1 protein-coding gene (only partly in view) is annotated in these 20,006 nt (G+C 67.7%); it reads left to right on the top strand.

The genetic code is table 11. The features are described 5' to 3' along the window. Positions 1–20,006 carry the 3' portion of a non-ribosomal peptide synthase/polyketide synthase gene (locus AC51GT_RS11765; protein WP_496328857.1) on the top strand. Its footprint begins 13,906 nt before the window's first position, so the window shows 20,006 of its 33,912 coding nt (coding positions 13,907–33,912); its start codon lies off the left edge, out of view; the stop codon is at positions 20,004–20,006.

Raw genomic sequence — 20,006 nt, 5'->3', positions numbered from 1 at the left:
CCAATCCGTATGGACCCCAGGGCGACCGGATGTATCGCACCGGTGACGTGGTCCGGTGGGTCGCGGTCACCGGTCCCGACGGACACCTCGGCCACGAGGTCGCCTACATGGGCCGTTCTGATCAGCAGGTCAAGGTCCGCGGCTTCCGCATCGAACTCGGTGAGATCGACGCGGTGCTCGCCGGTCATCCCGCGGTGGACTTCGCCGTGACGATCGGTGTCGACGGCCCCTCCGGTGACACCGCGCTGGCGGCCTATCTGAAGCTCAAGCCCGGTGCCACGATCGATGCGCGCGATCTCGCCGACCATGCCGGCGGGTTCCTGCCCAAGTTCATGGTCCCCAGCTCGATGGTGTTCCTCGACGAGGTGCCGCTGACCCCGATCGGAAAGCTCGACAAGAGGGCACTGCCCGCGCCGGAATTCGCCTCCGCGGCAACCGAACACCGGGAACCGTCCACGCCGATGGAACACGCGATCGCCGCGGCCTACGCCGACGTGCTGGGGGTCGAGTCCGTCGGCGCCGACGACTCGTTCTTCGATCTCGGTGGCAATTCGCTGGCCGCCACCCGCGCCATCGCGAGGATCAACGAGGTCCTCGGTGTGCGTCTGGGTGTCCGGATCCTGTTCGAGGCACCGGTGGTGGCAGATCTCGCCGAGGCGATCAGCGCCTCACCGGATCTCGATGGCATGCCCATCCGGCCGTTGACGCCGCAACCGCGACCCGACCGCATCCCGCTCTCACTCGCGCAGCAGCGGATGTGGTTCGTGAACCGGCTCAACCCCGATGCCGCGGACTACAACATCCCTCTCGGCCTGCGGCTGCGGGGACGGCTCGACGAGGCCGCCCTGACCGCGGCCCTGACCGATGTCGTGCAGCGGCAGGAGATCCTGCGCACGGTGTACCCGGATTCGGTTCAGGGTCCCTACCAGAAGATCTTGACCATCGATGAGGCCGCACCGGCGCTGATGTCGAGAACCGTCGGCTCCGAGGACGAGCTGCTGGCCCTGTGCCTCGAGATGGCCACCGGCGGATTCGACGTCACCGCCGCGCCTCCGTTGCGTGCGCTGCTGATCGAGGTCGGACCCGACGACCACGTGGTCCTGCTGGTGATCCACCACATCGCGGCGGACGGTTCGTCGCTGGTGCCGCTGGCCACCGACCTGATGTCGGCGTACACGGCGCGCGCCGCGGGCAGCTCGCCGGTCTTCCGGCCGCTGGCGGTGCAGTACGCCGACTACGCGATCTGGCAGCGCTCGGTGATGGGATCCGAAGAGGATCCGGAGTCTATTGTCTCGCAGCAGGTCTCCTTCTGGCGTCAGCACCTCGCCGGGCTCCCCGAGCTGCTGGACATCCCCACCGATCGACCGCGTACCGATCAGCGGTCGGTGGCCGGCGGTGAGGTCCGGTTCACGATCGGCGCCGACCTACAGCAGCGGTTGAACGCGATCGCCAAGGACAACGAGACCACGCTGTTCATGGTGGTCCACGCCGCCTACGCGATCCTGTTGTCGCGGTTGAGCGGTTCGGTCGATGTCGCGGTCGGCACCCCGACCGCCGGACGTAATGCCTCGGCGGTCGAAGGACTGGTCGGCATGTTCGTCAACACCCTGGTGATGCGTAGCCGGGTGGATTCGTCGGCGTCCTTCAGCTCGATGCTCGCCGAGACGAAGGCGTCGGACCTGGCCGCGTTCAACAACGCCGACCTGCCGTTCGAGCAGGTTGTCGAAGCACTCGCGCCGGTGCGTTCGCGCAAGTACGCGCCGCTGGTGCAGGCCATGCTCACGATGCAGAACATCGACATCCCGACCGTCACGCTGCCCGGTCTGCAGGTCAGCGGACTCGAGTCGCCGCTGCGCTATGTGAAATCCGATCTGGGGCTCAGTGTTTCGGAATCGTTCGGAACCGACGGCCGGGGCCGCGGTATCGACGCGGTACTCGACTACGCGGTGGACATCTTCGACGAGTCGACCGTCGAGGCGATGTCACAGCGATTCCTCTCGGTGTTGACCGCGATCGCCACCGATCCGGACGTTGTCGTCGGGGACATCGACATCCTGACCGCCGCCGAACGACGATCGCTCGACCGGTCGGCCGGTGGTGCAGAGGCGGAGGGCTTCGGTTCGGCCCTCGCCGAGCTCAAGGGCAAGTCGCTCTCGGAGCTGCTGGAAACCGCGGCGCGGATCAACCCCGACGGAATCGCGCTCTCGCACAACGGCACCGATGTGACCTACGGCGCCCTGCATGCCAAGTCGACCGAGCTCGTGGTGACACTGGCGGCGGTCGGCGTCGGTGCCGAGGCCGCCATCACGGTCGCGTTGTCGACGTTGCTTCCCGGACTACTCGAGGGCGACTCCGCGGTCGGTTTTGCCGAGCAGTTCACCGGCATGCTCGCCTCGGTCATCATGGAGTCGGGGGAGGGGTCGGCACGCGACGCGACCCTGGTGCGGTTGTTCGATGAACAGGTTGGGCGCACTCCCGGCAACCGGGCTCTCATCGACGGTGGGGCCGTCCTCACCTACGCCCAGCTCGACGAACGCGCGAACAGGCTTGCCCGGCTGCTGATCTCCCTCGGTGCCGGTCCCGAGAAGCTGGTTGCGATCGCGCTCGACCGAACCGCCGATCTCGTGGTGGCCCTGCTGGCGGTGCTGAAATCCGGTGCCGGCTACCTGCCCATCGACGTCAGCCACCCGGCTGCGCGCCTGCAGTACATCTTTGACGATGCCGCGCCGGTCCTGGTGCTGATGACCGAGAAACATCGGGCTGCGTTGCCTGCGGAATTGCCGACCACCGTCGTGCTCGACGCACCGTCGGTCGCCGACGAACTCGCGTCCCTCGACGGGTCGCCGGTCACGCAGGGCGAGCTCTCCGGGCCGCTGGCCGCGGCGAACACCGCATACGTGATCTACACATCGGGATCGACCGGCCGTCCCAAGGGTGTGGTGATCGCCCATGAGACGGTTGTCGCACTGATGCGGAACACGCAGCGCGACTTCGGTTTCGACGAGAACGATGTGTGGACGATGTTCCACTCCTACGCGTTCGACTTCTCGGTCTGGGAGCTGTGGGGCCCGCTGCTGCACGGCGGTGCGCTGGTCATGGTCGATTTCGCGACATCGCGATCGCCGCACGAGTTCCGCGAACTCCTGGTGCGGGAACAGGTGACGGTACTCAACCAGACGCCGTCGGCGTTCTACCAGTTCGCCGAGGCGGATCGGGTGGCCGCATCCGGTGATCTGAACTTGCGGTACGTGATCTTCGGTGGCGAGGCGCTCGATCTCGGGCAGCTCGACCGATGGTTCTCCCGGCATGCCGACACCGCCCCGGTGTTGGTCAACATGTACGGCATCACCGAGACGACCGTGCATGTCACGCGGATGCGTCTGGACCGGGAGTTCGCCGCGCAGGCGACGTCGTCGGTGGTCGGCGACGCCATCGCAGGTCTGCGGGTGCACGTGCTCGACAGCCGTCTGCATCCGGTCACGACCGGTGTGTCCGGTGATCTGTACGTCTCGGGCGTCCAGCTCGGCCGTGGCTATCTGGATCGACCGGATCTGACCGCTTCGCGTTTTGTCGCCAACCCGTTCGGTGCCCCCGGTGAGCGGCTCTACCGGACCGGCGACATCGCCCGCCGGAACGCCCACGGCGAATTGGAATACCTGGGGCGCAGCGACTCTCAGGTGCAGCTGCGCGGATTCCGGGTGGAACTCGGTGAGGTGGAGGCAGCGCTGCTGCGGATCGACGGTGTGGCCTCGGCGGTCACGCTCGTCGAAGGCGCAGATGTGCCTGGCCTGTCCACCGGCGAACGGCTGATCGCCTATGTGGTCCCCGAGTCGGGAACGGACCTGGTGTCCGGCGAGGTCCGGGCAGCGGTGTCGGAGTTCTTGACCAGCTACATGGTTCCGGACGTCGTGATGATCCTCGAGGAGCTCCCGCTCACGGTCAACGGCAAACTCGACCGTGCCGCCCTGCCGCGGCCGGAGTCGGGCGGGTCGGACGGGCACCACGTGGAGCCGCGGACGGCAGGCGAGCGGGCCGTGGCGGCGGTGTTCGCCGATGTCGCGAAGGCCACGCAGGTCGGCGCCACGGACTCGTTCTTCGACATCGGTGGCACCTCACTCGGCGCCACCCGGGTGGCGGCTCGCGTGGCCGCGGCCCTGGGCATCGAGATCACAGTCCGCGACATCTTCGACCATCCGACCGTTGCGGAACTGGCGGAGCTGGCCGCCTCGCGCACCGGCGCGGTCTCCACCCGTCCGGTACTCGCCGCCCGCGAACGGCCCGAGCGGATACCGCTCTCGCTGGCCCAGTCGCGGATGTGGTTCATCAACCAGTTCGACACCAGCTCACCGGCATACAACCTGCCGCTGCCACTGCGGTTGTCCGGCGAACTCGACGTCCGGGCCCTCCGCGCGGCCATCGGTGATGTGGCACAGCGTCACGAGTCGTTGCGCACCACCTTCCCGGATTCACCGGACGGACCGCATCAGGTGATCCACGCCGCGGACGCCGCGGTGACCGACATCTACCGCGAGATCGAGGTGCGCGCCGACCAGGCGGCGATCGAGGCGGAACTCCGCAGGCACGCGGTGGCCGGGTTCGACGTGAGCGCCGAACTGCCGATCCGCATCGTGCTGATGCGTGTGTCGGAGACCGAACACCTGCTGATGATGGTGGTTCACCACATCGCCGCCGACGGTGCCTCCATGGCGCCCCTGTTCGCGGATCTGTTGCGCGCGTACGAAGCCCGGCGGACCGGCGCGGCCCCCGACTTCGAACCGCTGGCCGTGCAGTACGCCGACTTCACGCTGTGGCAGCGGGAGGTCCTCGGCGACGACAAGGACGCCGATTCGCTCGCGTCGCAGCAGATCGCGTTCTGGCGCAAGACGTTGGCCGGACTGCCGGAGTCGGTGAATCTGCCGACGGATCATCAGCGGCCGGCGACACAGTCGCTGCGTGGTGGCAGCCACCAGTTCGAGGTTCCGGCCCAGGTTCGGGAAGCGCTACAACACATCGCCCGGACGCACGACGTCAGCATGTTCATGGTGATCCATGCGGCACTGGCCGTGTTCATGGAACGGATGAGCGGGGTCACCGACATCGCTGTGGGCACCCCGATCGCCGGACGTGGTGAGCAGGCGCTCGATCCGCTCGTGGGCATGTTCGTCAACACCGTCGTACTGCGCACCGAGGTCGACCCCAAAGAGACGTTCGCCGACCTTCTCGCCGAGGTGCGCAGGGCCGACATCGATGCGATGGCGCACGGCGACATACCGTTCGAGCGCCTCGTCGAGGTGCTGGACGTGCCCCGTTCGACCGCGCACCATCCGCTGTTCCAGGTGGCGTTGTCCTTCGACAACAACGAGGTCCCCGAACTGACGCTGCCCGGATTGCGGTTGTCGCCGATACGTGCCGACTTCGATGTCGCCAAGTTCGATCTGCAGTTGTCGATCGGCGACAACGACGAACCGGGCGCGGCGATGGCCGGGCTGTTCACGTACGCGAGCGATCTGTTCGACCCGTCGTCGATCCACAATTTCGCCGAACGGTTCAACCGCATCCTGGCCGCGGTGGCCGTGGACCCCGACGTGGTCGTCAGCGACATCTACGTGCTCGGCGACGAGGAGTTCGCCGATCTGGTGTCGGTGTCCGGACCGGCGGGCACGACGCCGCAGACGCTGCCCGAGCTACTCGGTCGCGGGGTCGGGATCAATCCGACGGGTGTTGCCGTGTCCTACCAGGGCCGCGAGCTGACCTACACCCAGCTCGATCGCCTGACCAACACCATCGCGCGTCGACTCATCTCGGCGGGCGCCGGACCGGAAACCGTTGTGGCACTGGGAACGCGCCGCTCGCTGGCCTCTGTTGTCGGCACCTGGGCGATCGCGAAGACCGGTGCGGCCTACCTGCCGATCAACCTCGATTACCCACGCGAACGCATTGTGGAGATGCTCGACGACTCGGGGGCGTTGTTCGGGATCACCGTTGGCCCCGACGCCGGTGATCTGCCCGCTGTGGTCGATTGGCACGACATCGACGAGCTGGCCTCCGGTGACGACGCCGGTGCCGCCATCACCGATGCCGACCGGATCAGCCCGATGCGACTCGACCAGGTCGCCTACCTGATCTACACCTCCGGTTCGACCGGCAGGCCGAAAGCAGTGGTGGTCACACACCGCGGCCTGGCAAACCTCGCGCAAGACGTGCGCGAGCACTACGACGTGGGCCCCGATTCCCGGTTCCTGCATGTCGCCTCACCGAGTTTCGACACGTCGGTCGGCGAACTGCTGGCCGCGTTCACCGCCGGTGCAACCGTTGTCGTCTCACCCCAGGACGTCTTCGGTGGCTCCGAACTGGCCGAGCTGATCGCCGCCGAACAGGTCACCAATGTGGTCATGACGCCGACCGCGTTGATGACGGTCGACCCCGCCGGGCTCGAGTCGGTGCGCTCGGTTGTCGTCGGCGGCGACGTCTGTCCTCCGGAACTGACCGACCGCTGGCCGGGCGCGTTGCGAAATGCGTACGGTCCCACCGAGTCCACGGTCATCGTGACCATCACGCCTGCCCTCGACGCCGGCGACCGGGTGACCATCGGGTCTCCGTTGCGGGGGGTCACCACCCGGGTCCTGGACTCGAGGATGCGCGTGGTCCCGCGTGGTGTTGTCGGTGAGCTGTACCTCGCCGGACCCGGCGTGGCGCGGGGATACCTCAACCGTCCGCAGATCACCGCCGAACGGTTTGTGCCCGATCCCTACGGCGAACCCGGGTCGCGCCTGTATCGCACCGGTGACCTCGTGCGGTACAGCATCGACGCGGACATGCACCCCGACTCGCTGGAATATGTGGGCCGCAGTGACTTCCAGGTCAAGATCCGTGGTTTCCGCGTGGAACTCGGCGAGATCGACCGGGTGCTCGACGCGCAACCCGACGTCGACTTCGCGGTCACCCTGGGCACCCCGGGTCCGCAGGGTGATCACGTCCTGGTCTCCTACGTCCTGGCCAAGCGCGATCGTGAGATCGACGTGGAGTCGCTCAAAGCAGCAGTCGGACAACATCTGCCGCAGCACATGGTGCCGACGGTTGTCATGTTGCTGGACTCGATCCCGCTCACCCCGATCGGCAAGCTCGATCGCCGGGCGCTGCCGGAGCCGGTGTTCACCGTGGGCGAGCGGGCATACATCGCGCCGCGCAATCAGATCGAGGCGACCCTGGCCGAGGTCTACGCCGAGGTTCTCGGCGTCTCCCAGGTCAGCATCGACGAGAGCTTCTTCGACCTCGGTGGCAACTCGCTCAGTGCCACCAAGGTGGTCGGGCGGGCCAGTGCCGCCCTGGGCGGAAAGATCGGTGTGCGGGAGCTGTTCGCGGCTCCCACCGTTGCCGAACTCGCGCAGCGGATCTCCTCGGAGCCCGGTGCGCGGACGCAGCGGCAGCCACTGGTGGCGCGCCCCCGTCCGGTCCGGATCCCGCTGTCACTGGCCCAGACCCGGATGTGGTTCCTCAACCGATTCGATCCGGACTCGGTCGCCTACAACATCCCGGCGGCGGTCGCCCTGGTCGGCGATCTCGACCTGCCGGCCCTGCGACGGGCGATCGCCGACGTGGCGGCCCGGCACGAGTCGTTGCGGACGATCTACCCGGACTCGCCGTCCGGACCGCATCAGGTGATCCTGACGCCGGCCCAGGCGACACCCGAGATCGAGCTCCTCGAGACAACCGAAGAGACGGTCGCCGACACGATGCGCGAATTCGTCTCGCGGGGATTCGACGTGACCACCGCGGTACCGGTGCGCATCGGCCTGTTGCGGGTCAACCCGACCCGGCACGTGCTGGCGATGGTCATCCATCACGTGGCGGCCGATGGCCAATCGGTGGCACCGTTTGTCGGTGACCTCGCAATGGCCTACGCCGCGCGGTCACAGGGCCAGAGCCCCCGCTGGACACCGTTGGCAGTGCAGTACGCCGACTACTCGATCTGGCAGCGCGAACTCCTCGGTGACGAGAAAGACCCGAACAGCCTGCTGTCGAAGCAGATCGACTTCTGGAAGCGCAATCTCGACGGTGCACCCGATCAGCTGGAACTGCCCGCCGACCGCCCGCGGCCACCCGTGCAGTCTCTGCGCGGTCGGCAGCATGCGTTCAGCATCTCGGCGGAGCTGCACCGCGGCATGGCGGATCTGGCGCGCACCAGGGGCGCGAGCACCTTCATGGCCTTCCACAGTGCCTACGCCCTGCTTCTGGCCCGCCTGAGCGGCAACACCGACATCACTGTCGGCACACCGATCGGCGGTCGTGGCGAGAGTGAGGTCGAGGGTGTCATCGGCATGTTCGTCAACACGCTGGCGTTGCGGACCGACATCGATCTCGGCCGCAGCTTCACCACACTTCTCGATGCCGTTCGCGATCGGGACGCAGAGGCGTTCTCCCACGCCGATGTGCCTTTCGAGCGTCTGGTGGAGGTCCTCAACCCGGTCCGCTCCACCGCGCATCATCCGATCTTCCAGGTCGGTCTGTCGTTCCAGAACATGGAGCGGTCCAGTCTGGAGCTGCCCGGGCTGAGTATCGAGCCCGTCGAATTGCCCGATGGCGTTGCCCAATTCGACCTGCAACTGATCCTGTCCGACAACTATGACGACGAGGGCCGGCCGGCCGGCCTCGACGCGGTGTTCACCTACGCCGACGATCTCTTCGATGCGCAGACGGTCGACACCTTCGCCGGACATTTTGTGACGCTTGTCGGTGAGATCATCGCGGAGCCGTTCACCGCCGTCGGTGATCTGCCGATGCTGACCGAACGCCGCCGTCGGGAGGTGCTGCGGGGACGCAACAACACCTCGGTGGTGCTGTCTGCCGGCACACTGGCCGGCGCACTGGCGCAGTCGTGCAGCGACAACTCCGATCTCGTCGCCATCGAGTGCGACAACGGCCCGGCAGTGACCTACGCCGAACTCCGGTCGCGGGTCAACGCCACAGCCCGGCTCCTGATCGATCGCGGTGTCGGCCCGGAAACCATTGTCGGACTGGCCATGCCACGTTCACTCGATCTCTTGGTGGCGATGTATGCGGTCTCGGTGGCCGGTGGCGCATATCTGCCCATCGATCCCGATCATCCCGTCGACCGCATCGGTTTCATCGTCGAGAGCGCGCAACCGGTGATGGTGCTGGTGGCGGGGGAGCGGCCGTCCGGTCTGCCCGAGACCGTCGAGGTCCTGGATCTGACCGAACTCGACACCTCGTCGGTGTCGGGGGACGAGATCGATGACAGCGACCGGTTGGCACCGTTGCGCCCGGAGAACACCGCCTACGTCATCTACACCTCCGGTTCCACCGGCAGGCCCAAGGGCGTGGCGGTGTCGCATGCGGCGATCGTCAACCAGCTCAACTGGATCACCGCCGAGTTCCGGCTCGGCAACGACGATGCGTTGCTGCTGCGCACCCAGGCCACCTTCGACCTGTCGGTCTGGGAGTTCTGGTGGGCCGTGACCGCAGGTGCCCGTCTGGTCGTCGCCGACGCGCAGGGTCACCGGGATCCGGTCTATCTCGCCGGACTCATCGAGCGCACCGGCGTGAGCACCGTGACCTTTGTGCCTTCCCTGCTCGGGGCGTTCCTGACCGATGCCCGGCCCGAACAGCTGACGTCGCTGGTCCATGTGCTCTGCATCGGTGAGGCACTGACTCCCGATGTGGTGCACCGGTTCCGGCAGTTGACCGCCGGTTCCGCCGCGGCGCCGCAGCTGCACAACCTGTACGGCCCGACGGAGGCTGCGGTCAGCGTCACGCACCAACCGGTGCCCGCGACGATCGGTGCGGTCGTTCCGATCGGTCGCCCCGAATGGAACACGCAGGTCTACGTCCTCGACACCCGGTTGCAGCCGGTGCCGGACGGGGTGACCGGTGAGTTGTACCTCGCCGGTGCCCAGCTGGCCCGCGGCTATCAGGGTCGCAGCGACCTGTCCTCCGAACGGTTCGTCGCCAACCCGTTCGGAGCCAACGGAACCCGGATGTATCGCACCGGTGACCTGGCCCGCTGGGTCCCGGTCGCCGGTGAATCGCCCACGCTCGAATACGCCGGGCGCAGCGACTTCCAGGTGAAGGTGCGCGGATTCCGCATCGAACTCGGTGAGATCGAGCGTGTCCTGCTGCAGTCGCCGCAGGTACAGGCCGCGGTCGTGACCGTCCACAGTGACCCGCACGTGGGTGAGCAGCTGGTGGCCTATGTGGTCACCGAGGGCGCCGGGCAGCCGGACACCCGTGCCGTCCTGGCTGCTGCCGCCGAGGAACTGCCCGCGTACATGGTGCCCGCGCTGGTCGTACCGCTCGATGAGATGCCGCTGAACATCAACGGCAAACTCGATCGAAAGGCGCTGCCGGAGCCGGTCTTCGCCGGTACCGAGGGCTATGCGCCGCCGCGGACGCCGGTCGAGGAGATCGTGGCAGGCATCTTCGCCGATCTCGCCGGAGTCGATGTCGTGGGTATCCACGACAGCTTCTTCGCGCTCGGCGGGAACTCGCTGACCGCAACGCGCGTGGTGGCCCAGATCAACGCGGCGGTGGGATCGGATCTCGCCGTCCGTGATCTGTTCGTCGAACCGACGGTCGCCGGACTGGCGCAGTTGGCCGAGCGGGCCGACGGTGGCCGCGATCGTCCACCGCTGATCGCCGGGCCACGTCCCGAACGGGTGCCGCTGTCCCCGGCCCAGAGCCGGATGTGGTTCATCAACCAGTTCGACACGGCATCACCGGCATACAACATCCCGGCCGCCATCGCGATGTCGGGCGAGCTCGACACCGACGCGTTGGCTGCCGCGGTCGCCGACGTGGTGCACCGTCACGAGATCCTGCGGACCCGGTACCCGGACGACGGCCACGGACCACACCAGCTGATCGTCGACGCCGACGACCTGCCCGAGTCGGCCGTGACCCTCGACATCCACGAGGTCGCCGACGACAACGACCTGCATGCCCGACTGCGTTCGCTGATCGGCGTCGGATTCGATGTGACCGAGTCGATTCCGGTGCGGATCGCGCTGCTGCGGCGTGCGGCGGACGAACACGTGCTGGTGATGGTGATCCATCACATCAGCGGCGACGGCTCGTCGGTTGCCCCGTTGGCCCGCGACATCATGGTCGCCTACACCGCCAGGACCGCAGGCAGCGAGCCGAACTGGTCCCCGTTGCCGGTGCAGTACGCCGACTACGCCCTGTGGCAGCGCGCTGTCCTGGGAGACGAGGCCGATCCCGAATCCCTGGCCGCACGTCAGATCGATTACTGGACAGAGCAGCTCGACGGCATCCCCGATGTCATCGACCTGCCGCTTGATCGACCCCGTCCGCCGGTGCAGTCCACTGCCGGTGCGTCCTTCGAGTTCGGACTCGATGCGTCGGTACGTCAGGGACTGCAGCGGGTGGCAGTGGATCACCGGGCGACGATGTTCATGGTCTGCCACGCCGCTCTGGCCGTGCTGTTGGCGCGTTCCGGTACCACTGACGACGTCGTTGTCGGGACGGCGATCGCCGGGCGCGGTGAACCCGAACTCGATGACCTGGTGGGCATGTTCGTCAACACCCTGGTGTTGCGGACGCCCGTCGACCCCGGTGAGCGCTTCAGCGACCTGCTGGCCCGCACGCGCAGCACCGACATCGCGGCGTTCACCCATACGGAGATCCCGTTCGAGCGACTGGTCGAACACCTGGCGCCGGAGCGGGAAACGTCGTACGCACCGCTGTTCCAGGTCGCGCTGGCATTCCAGAACAATGAGCGGGCCGAGCTCGAACTGCCGGGCATGCGCGTCTCGGCGCTGGAATCGGCCACTCCCACAACCAAGTTCGACCTGCAGCTGACACTGGCCGACACGGTCGACGAGGCCGGGACAACCGGTCTGTCCGCGCACTTCACCTACGCCACGGCACTGTTCGATCCCGAGACGATCGCCGCCCTGGCGCAGCGGTTCGCTGCGATCGCGGCGGCCGTGGCCGCCAACCCCGACGTCCGGGTGGGGGACATCGACCTCCTGGCGATCCAGGAGCGCGCCGCGCTCTCGCCCGTCTCCGGGGCTCCGGATGTACCGCCGCGCACCATGATCGAGATCTTCGACGAGGCGGTGGCCGCCAATCCCGACGGTGCGGCACTGGTCTGTGGTCAGACGTCATTGACCTACCGTGAGCTCGATCGGGCTGCGAGCCGGCAGGCCCGGCGCCTGCTCGAACACGGTGTCGCCCCCGGCACGCCGGTGGCGCTGGCGATCGGCCGTTCCGTCGAGTCCATGACCGCCTTCTGGGCGATCGTGAAATCGCGTGGTGCAGTGCTGCCGATCGACCCCAACTATCCGGCGGCGCGCATCGAGAACATGATCGTCGACGCGGACGTGAGGATCGGTCTGACCACCGGCGACGTACTCGACCGGCTCCCGCAGTCCACCCAGTGGCTACCGCTGTCGGCCGAACCGGAACTCGGACCCGTCGACACCGACGGGGCGGATGCTCCGGGCGAATCGGTCGCGGCGCAGGTGTCGCTCGACGACCTGGCCTATGTGATCTTCACGTCGGGTTCGACCGGCAGGCCCAAGGGCGTCGGTACGACGCACCGTGGCCTGGCGAACCTGATCGCCGAGATGGCTCCGCGATTCGAGCTCACGCGGTCGTCGCGGGTGCTGCACTTCGCGTCCCCGAGCTTTGATGCCTCGATCTTCGAGATCATGATGGCGGTCGCGTCGGGCTCGACCCAGGTGATCGCGCCGTCGACGATCTTCGGTGGACCCGATCTGGCGAGGTTGCTCGCCGAACACCGGGTGACCCATGCGTTCGTGACACCTGCGGCCCTGGCCACGGTTCCTGTCGACGGACTCGACGGTGTCGAGATGATCGCTGTCGCAGGCGATGTCTGTCCACCGGAGCTGGTCCGGCGCTGGGCACCGGGACGCTCGATGTTCAACCTGTACGGACCGTCGGAGGCGACGATCTGGTCGACCTCGACCGAGAAGATGGATCCGGAGAAGCCGGTCACGATCGGTGGGCCGGTCACGGGTGTCCGGGCTCTGGTGGCCGACTCACGACTGCAGCCGGTGCCGCCGGGTGTGGCCGGTGAACTCTACGTATCGGGTGCTTCCGTGGGGCGCGGCTACCTCGGCAGGCCAGATCTGACGGCCGGGCGTTTCGTCGCCGACCCGTTGGGCGAGCCGGGATCCCGCATGTACCGCACCGGTGACGTCGTGCGGTGGAAGCAGACGTCCTCCGGTCGACTCGAGCTCGAGTTCCTGGGCCGCAGCGACCATCAGGTGAAGGTTCGCGGCTTCCGGATCGAACTCGGTGAGATCGACGCCGCGCTCGGCGATCATCCCGATGTCGGCTTCGCCGTGACCATGGGTCACCGCCATCCGCACACCGGCCAGACGGTGTTGGTGGCATACGTGTATCCGCATCCCGGCCGGAACGTGAGCGCCGCAGAACTCAGTGCCGCTCTGGGAGAACGACTTCCCGGACACATGGTGCCTTCGTCGATCACGGTGCTGGATTCGGTGCCGCTGACGCCTGCGGGCAAGCTGGATCGCCGGGCCCTGCCCGAACCGGTCTTCGGTGCCGATTCGGACGCCTACCGGGCGCCGGGTACCGAGATGGAAAAGCGACTGGCAGAGCTGTTCTCAGAGGTCCTCGGTGCCGAGCGGATCGGCGTCGACGACTCCTTCTTCGCGCTTGGCGGCGACAGCATCGTCTCGATCCAGTTGGTGTCGCGGGCCCGGTCCGCCGGCATCGTGTTCACCCCGCGGGACGTCTTCGACCGGCGGACCATTGCCGAACTCGCCCAGGTCGCGCGGATCGCGGCCGACGCGCAGATCCAGATGCTCGACGAACTGCCCGGTGGTGGGGTGGGTTCTGCGCCGCTGACCCCGATCATGCGGTGGCTGGTGGAAAGCCGTCGTGAGTACCGCGAGTTTTCGCAGGCGAGCTTCCTGACACTGCCCGCGGACCCGGGTGCGGACCGGTTGCTCGCCGCGGTCGGCGCGGTGCTCGACCGGCACGACGCCCTGCGGTCCCGGCTGGTGGAGGCCGGTGCGGAATCGGCCCACCTCGAGATCGGCGGGGTCGGTTCGGTCGATCCGCGATCGGTCCTGACCCGGGTCGAATTCACCGCTGCGCCAGGAACTCCCGAGTTCATCGAGATCGCCCAGGCCGCGGCCGCCGAGGCGATCGCCCGTCTGGATCCGGCCACCGGATCGATGATCCAGGTGGTCTGGTTCGATCCCGCCGCCGACAGCCCGGCACATGTGACCGGACGGCTCTACGTGCTGATCCACCACCTGGTGGTGGACGGCGTGTCGTGGCGCATCCTGCTGCCCGACCTCGCCGTGGCCTGGGGCCAGAGCGAGAACGGCGGCACGCCACAACTGGCCGAGACCGGCACGTCGCTGCGCGCCTGGGCCACCGCACTGACCGCTTCTGCGCCGCAGCACAGTGGCGAGATCGACTACTGGACAACGATCGTCGAGTCGGACGATCCGGTGCTCGGTGCCCGGCGCATCGACCCGGAGCGGGATGTGGCCTCGACGATCGAACGCCTGGACCTCGAGTTCGACACCGAGGTGACCGAGTCGATGCTCACCGGCGTGAGCGCCACCTACCGCGGTGGTGTGAACGACGCGCTGCTGACCGCGCTGGCAATGGCGGTGCGGGTGTGGCGGTCTCGTCGCGGATCGGACGCCGGTTCGGTCCTCATCGACCTCGAAGGGCACGGTCGTGAGGAAGATGCGGTCGGCGGCGCCGATCTCTCCCGCACGGTCGGCTGGTTCACCTCGATGTATCCGCTGTTGCTGGACCTGTCCGGGATCGACGTCGATGACGCGTTCACCGGTGGCCCGGCCGCCGGCGCGGCGATCAAGGCAGTCAAGGAACAGTTGCTCGCCGTCCCGCAGGCCGGTATCGGTTTCGGGCTGCTGGCATACAGCGGGGATGAGCGGACCCGCGCGATGGCCGACTACCGGGGGGCCCAGATCGGGTTCAACTATCTCGGTAGGGTCGCCGCCGGACACGATGAGAATGCCGACGCAGCAACCGATTTCGGGTGGCAACGGGCGAAGGACGGCGGACCGCTGGGCGGTGCCCAGGACGCCGGCATGGTCGCGCCTGCCGTGCTCAGTATCAACGCTGTCACGACCGATCACCCGGACGGCCCGCGGCTGTCGGCCTCACTGGCCTACGCGAGTGGGATCCTGGAGCCCGACGAGGTCCGCGAACTCGGCGACCTGTGGGCCTCGGCCGCGGCTGCCCTGGCGGCACATGACGATTCGCCGGCATCGGGGGGCCTGACCCCGTCCGATGTGCCGTTGGTGCGGATCGCACAGGACGAGATCGAGGCACTCGAGAACGACTTCGCCGCGATCGAGGACATCTGGTCGCTCTCACCGTTGCAGATGGGCATGCTGTTCCATGCCGAGGTCGCCGATCAGCACACCGACATCTACACCGCCCAGATCGTCTTCGAGCTGACCGGCGCGGTGGACACCGAGCGGATGCGAACCGCGGTACGCGCGCTCATCGACCGAAACCCCAACCTGCGGGTCGGTTTCCGGCACATCGGCGACGGTTCGCCGGTGCAGTTCGTGGCCGCCGGCGTCGACGTTCCGTGGCAGCTGATCGATCTGGCCGCGGAGTACGGCGACGATCCCGCCGCCGCCGACCGCGAGGCCGACCGCCTGCTGTTCGAGCATCGCAGCGCCCGGTTCGACATGGCGGCACCACCGCTGGTTCGGGTGATGATGCTGCGGATGGGGCCGGACGAGAATGGCGCTGGGCGCTACCGGATGTCGCTGACCAACCACCACATCCTGCTCGACGGCTGGTCGGGGCCGCTGCTGATGGAGCAGCTCTTCGTCCTCTACGCCACCGGCGGTGACGACACCCACCTGCCGCGGACCCGGTCCTACCGTGACTTCCTGGTCTGGCTCGCAGCGCGTGATGCCTCGGCGGCGATCTCGTCGTGGCAGCAGGCGCTCGACGGGCTGGACTCGCCGACCCTGCTGGTCGGGGACAGCGTCTTGGCCGACTCCTCCGACGCCCTTGACACCGTGCCGACCGAGATGGCGTTGGACATCGGTGGACGCACGTCGAGTGCTCTGGCCGATCTCTCGCGAGAGCGCGGTCTGACGATGAACACGCTCGTGCAGGCGGCCTGGGGCATCGTGCTCGCACGCACGTTGGGTAGCGACGACGTGGTCTTCGGTGCGACGGTCTCCGGCCGCCCGCCAGAGGTTACCGGTGTGGAATCGATTCTCGGTCTGTTCATCAACACCATTCCGGTGCGGATCAGGCTGGGCGAACGCGAGACGATCATCGGACTGCTCGAACGGATCCAGTCCGAGCAGGCCGGTCTGCTCGACGCCCACCATGTCGGTCTGCCGACCATCCAGCGTTCCGCGGGCCTGCCGGTGCTCTTCGACACGCTGACGGTCTTCGAGTCCTATCCAGTGGACCGGACCCGTCAGCAGGGTGAGTCGGGCATCGACGGCATGTTCATCGCCGGAGCACAGATCAATGACGCCTCGCACTATCCGGTGACCCTTCTGGCGCAGGCGGATCCGGATCTGTCGCTCACCCTGAAGTACGTCCCGGCCCTGATCTCCGGCGACCGGGCGCAGACACTCGCCGAGCGGATCGTGCGGGTGCTCGACACCATCGCACAGGCGAGCTGGACGCCGGTGCGGGAGCTCGACCTGCTCGACCGGGACGAAGTGGCTGCGCAATTGCAGACCTGGAACGCCACCGATCGCCAGATTCCCGATCGCACCGCGATGCAGCTGTTCGCCGATCAGGTGGCCGCCACGCCGCAGGCAATCGCGTTCGGGGACAACACCACCGCACTGACCTTTGCCGAGTTCGACGCGCTGACGAACCGGCGGGCCCGGGCCCTGATCGCACAGGGCATCGGCCCCGACTCCATCGTCGGCGTCGCGATGCAGCGCGGACTCGAACAGGTCGCGACGGTCTACGGGATCCTCAAGGCCGGCGGCGCGTACCTGCCGCTGGACATCGAGGGACCGGACGAACGGTTGCGAACCATGGTCAGCGATGCCGGCGTACGCTGCGTCGTCGCAAGTGCCGATCTGCTCGGCCGCCTGCGATCGGCACTGCCCGGCGTTCTCTGCGTGGACCTGACGGCACGCGACCTGCAACCGGCAGATGCCAGTGCGCTCCGGGACACCGAGCGGCGCGGGCGCATCCATCCGGAATCGCTTGCGTACGTCTTGTTCACGTCCGGGTCGACCGGCCGCCCCAAGGGCGTCCAGATCACCCAGCGGGCATTGGTCAACCAATTGCGCTGGATGGCAACCGAACACGACTTCTCGGCCGACGACGTCGTGCTGTACAAGACGCCGTTCACCTTCGACGCCTCGGTGTGGGAGTTGTTCGCGCCTGCACTGGTGGGTGCCCGCACGATCGTGGCCCCACCGCAGGCGCATCGGGATGTCGACGAACTCGTCGCACTGGTCGCGCGCCATCAGGTGACGATCGTGCAGTTCGTGCCGTCGGTGCTCGCCGTCTTCGCGCAGCTGGCCACGTCCGAGACCGCCTCGACACTGCGACTGGTGTTCAGTGGCGGCGAGGCGTTGCCGCGATCACTCGCCGCACACGTTGCCGCACTGGCCGATACGCAGGTGGTGAACCTGTACGGGCCCACCGAGGTCACCGTCGATGCCACATCGCAGGTTGTGGCGACCGGTGCCACCGGGCCGGACACGTCGATGGCCGGGGCCGACATCACCCCGATCGGGGCGCCGGTGTGGAACACCCAGACCGTGGTGCTCGATCGCTGGTTGCGTCCCTGTGTGGCCGGAGCCGTTGGTGAGCTCTACCTTTCGGGGCAGCAGCTCGCCCGCGGATACCTCGGCCGGCCGGATCTGACCGCGCAGCGGTTTGTGCCGGCGGTCCACGGTCCGGCAGGTTCGGTGATGTACCGGACCGGCGACCGCGTGCGGCGGCTACCCGACGGCACCCTCGAGTACGTCGGCCGTGTCGATTTCCAGGTGAAGGTACGCGGCCTGCGGATCGAACTCGAAGAGATCGAAACCGTGTTGGCCGGCCATGACACGGTCGAGCAGGCCGCCGCGGTCGTGCACACCGACGGAAGCCGCCAGCGGCTGGTCGGATACGTCAGCAGGCGTGCCGGACACGATGTCGACCCGGCCGCCATCCGCGAACACGCTTCGCGAATGTTGGCCTCGTACATGGTGCCCGAGACGATCGTGGTGCTCGACGAGTTCCCGCGTGGACGATCCGGCAAGATCGCCCGCCGCGAATTGCCGTTGCCCGCCACCGACACCTCCACGACGGCCGGACGGGCCCCGGAGACCGAGAACGAACGGCTGCTCTGTCAGATCGTCGCCGAGGTCGTCGGAGCCGACGAGGTCGGAACCGATGACTCGTTCTTCGAGCTCGGTGGCGACAGCATCATGGCGATGCAACTGGTCAGCCGGGCGCGCGGTGCCGGCCTGAGGTTCACGGCCCGGGACGTGCTGGAGTTGCGCACCGTCGCCGCACTGGCCGCGGCCGCATCGACGACGGCAACAGAAACCGTCGACGAGACCCCGGGAGATATTGCCGCCCAAACCCGTGTCGCACCGTTGAGTCCGGTTGCCGTGAAAATGATCGAACGCGGCGGCGACCACCGCCGGTTCGTGATGCCGATGGTGGTCAATCTGCCCGTGGGTGTGACCGAAGACGACATCGTCGCGACGATGGCCGCGGTGACCGATCAGCACGACGTGCTCCGTTCGCGGCTGGACAGCCACGAACGCACTCTGGTGATCGCGCCCGCCGGTGGCCTCGACGTCAGGTCGCTGCTGTCCCGTACGGAACTGGCCGCCGATGCACGTCCGGGAGAACCGGGATACCAATCCGCGCTGCGTGATGCGCTGTTCGACGGTGTCGATCGGGTGGATCCCGAGGGCGGGGTCATGCTGCAGTTCGTGTGGCTGGACGCCGGCCCGGACCGCAGCGGCCGGTTGCTCATCGTGGCCCACCACCTGGTTGTCGACGCGGTGTCGTGGCGGATCCTGGTCGCCGACATCGCAACTGCGGGTTCGCAGATCTCCGCCGGTGGAGCGGTGGACCTACCGGATGCCGGTACCACCTGGATAGAGTGGTCCGTTGCGCAGCACGCCCGGGCCGCGTCTCGCCGCGGCGAGATCGACCACTGGTCGGCGGTGCTCGGCGGACAGGACCCGGCTCTGGGTGCGCGCCGCCTCGACGTCACCCGCGACCGGGTGGACCTGCAAAGCCGCATGGAGGTCGAGATCCCGGCCGAGATCGTCGAGCCGCTGTCGGCCGCGGCGGGCGGCGATGTCACGGTGGCCGACCAGTTGGTCGCCGGACTCGCGGCAGCGGTTGTCGGGTGGCGGCGAGATCGTGGTTACGCGATCAACAACGCCCTGCTCACACTGGAGGGTCACGGCCGGCAGGAAGCGGTTGTGCCGGGCGCCGATCTCTCGCGGACCGTCGGCTGGTTCACGTCGATGTTCCCGACCCGGATCGACCTCGACGGCATCGACATCGAGGAGCTGTACGCCCGGACAGAGGTCGCCGACGACGTACTCACCCGCACCCGGGAGGCCATGGCGGCCAACCCGGAGCGCGGGATCGGCTACGGAATGCTGCGTTATCTCGATGCCGAAGGCGCCCAGGCCCTCTCAGGGTTCGCAGACCCGCAGATCGTCTTCAACTACATCGGGACGATCCCCGGCCGCGATGTGCCTGCCGAGGTCGCTCGTGCGCCGTGGTTCCCCGATGTGAACGGGCCGGATCTGGGCAGCAGCGATGATGCCGAGGTGATCGCGCGCGGCAACCGGATGCCGGCACAGGCCGAAATCGACATCCAGTCGATGGCCACCGCCGGCCCAGACGGGACCGTGGTCCGGGCGTACGTGACGTATCTGCCGGATGTCATGGACCGCGACGATCTCGACGAGTTGATCCAGCACTGGATGTTGGCGCTGCGGGCATTGGCCGAGCGCGCCGCGCGCTGA

It is taken from the genome of Williamsia sp. z34 (assembly GCF_059553395.1).
Note: the sequence above shows the minus strand (reverse complement) of the source record. Positions and strands in the feature narration are given on the sequence as shown.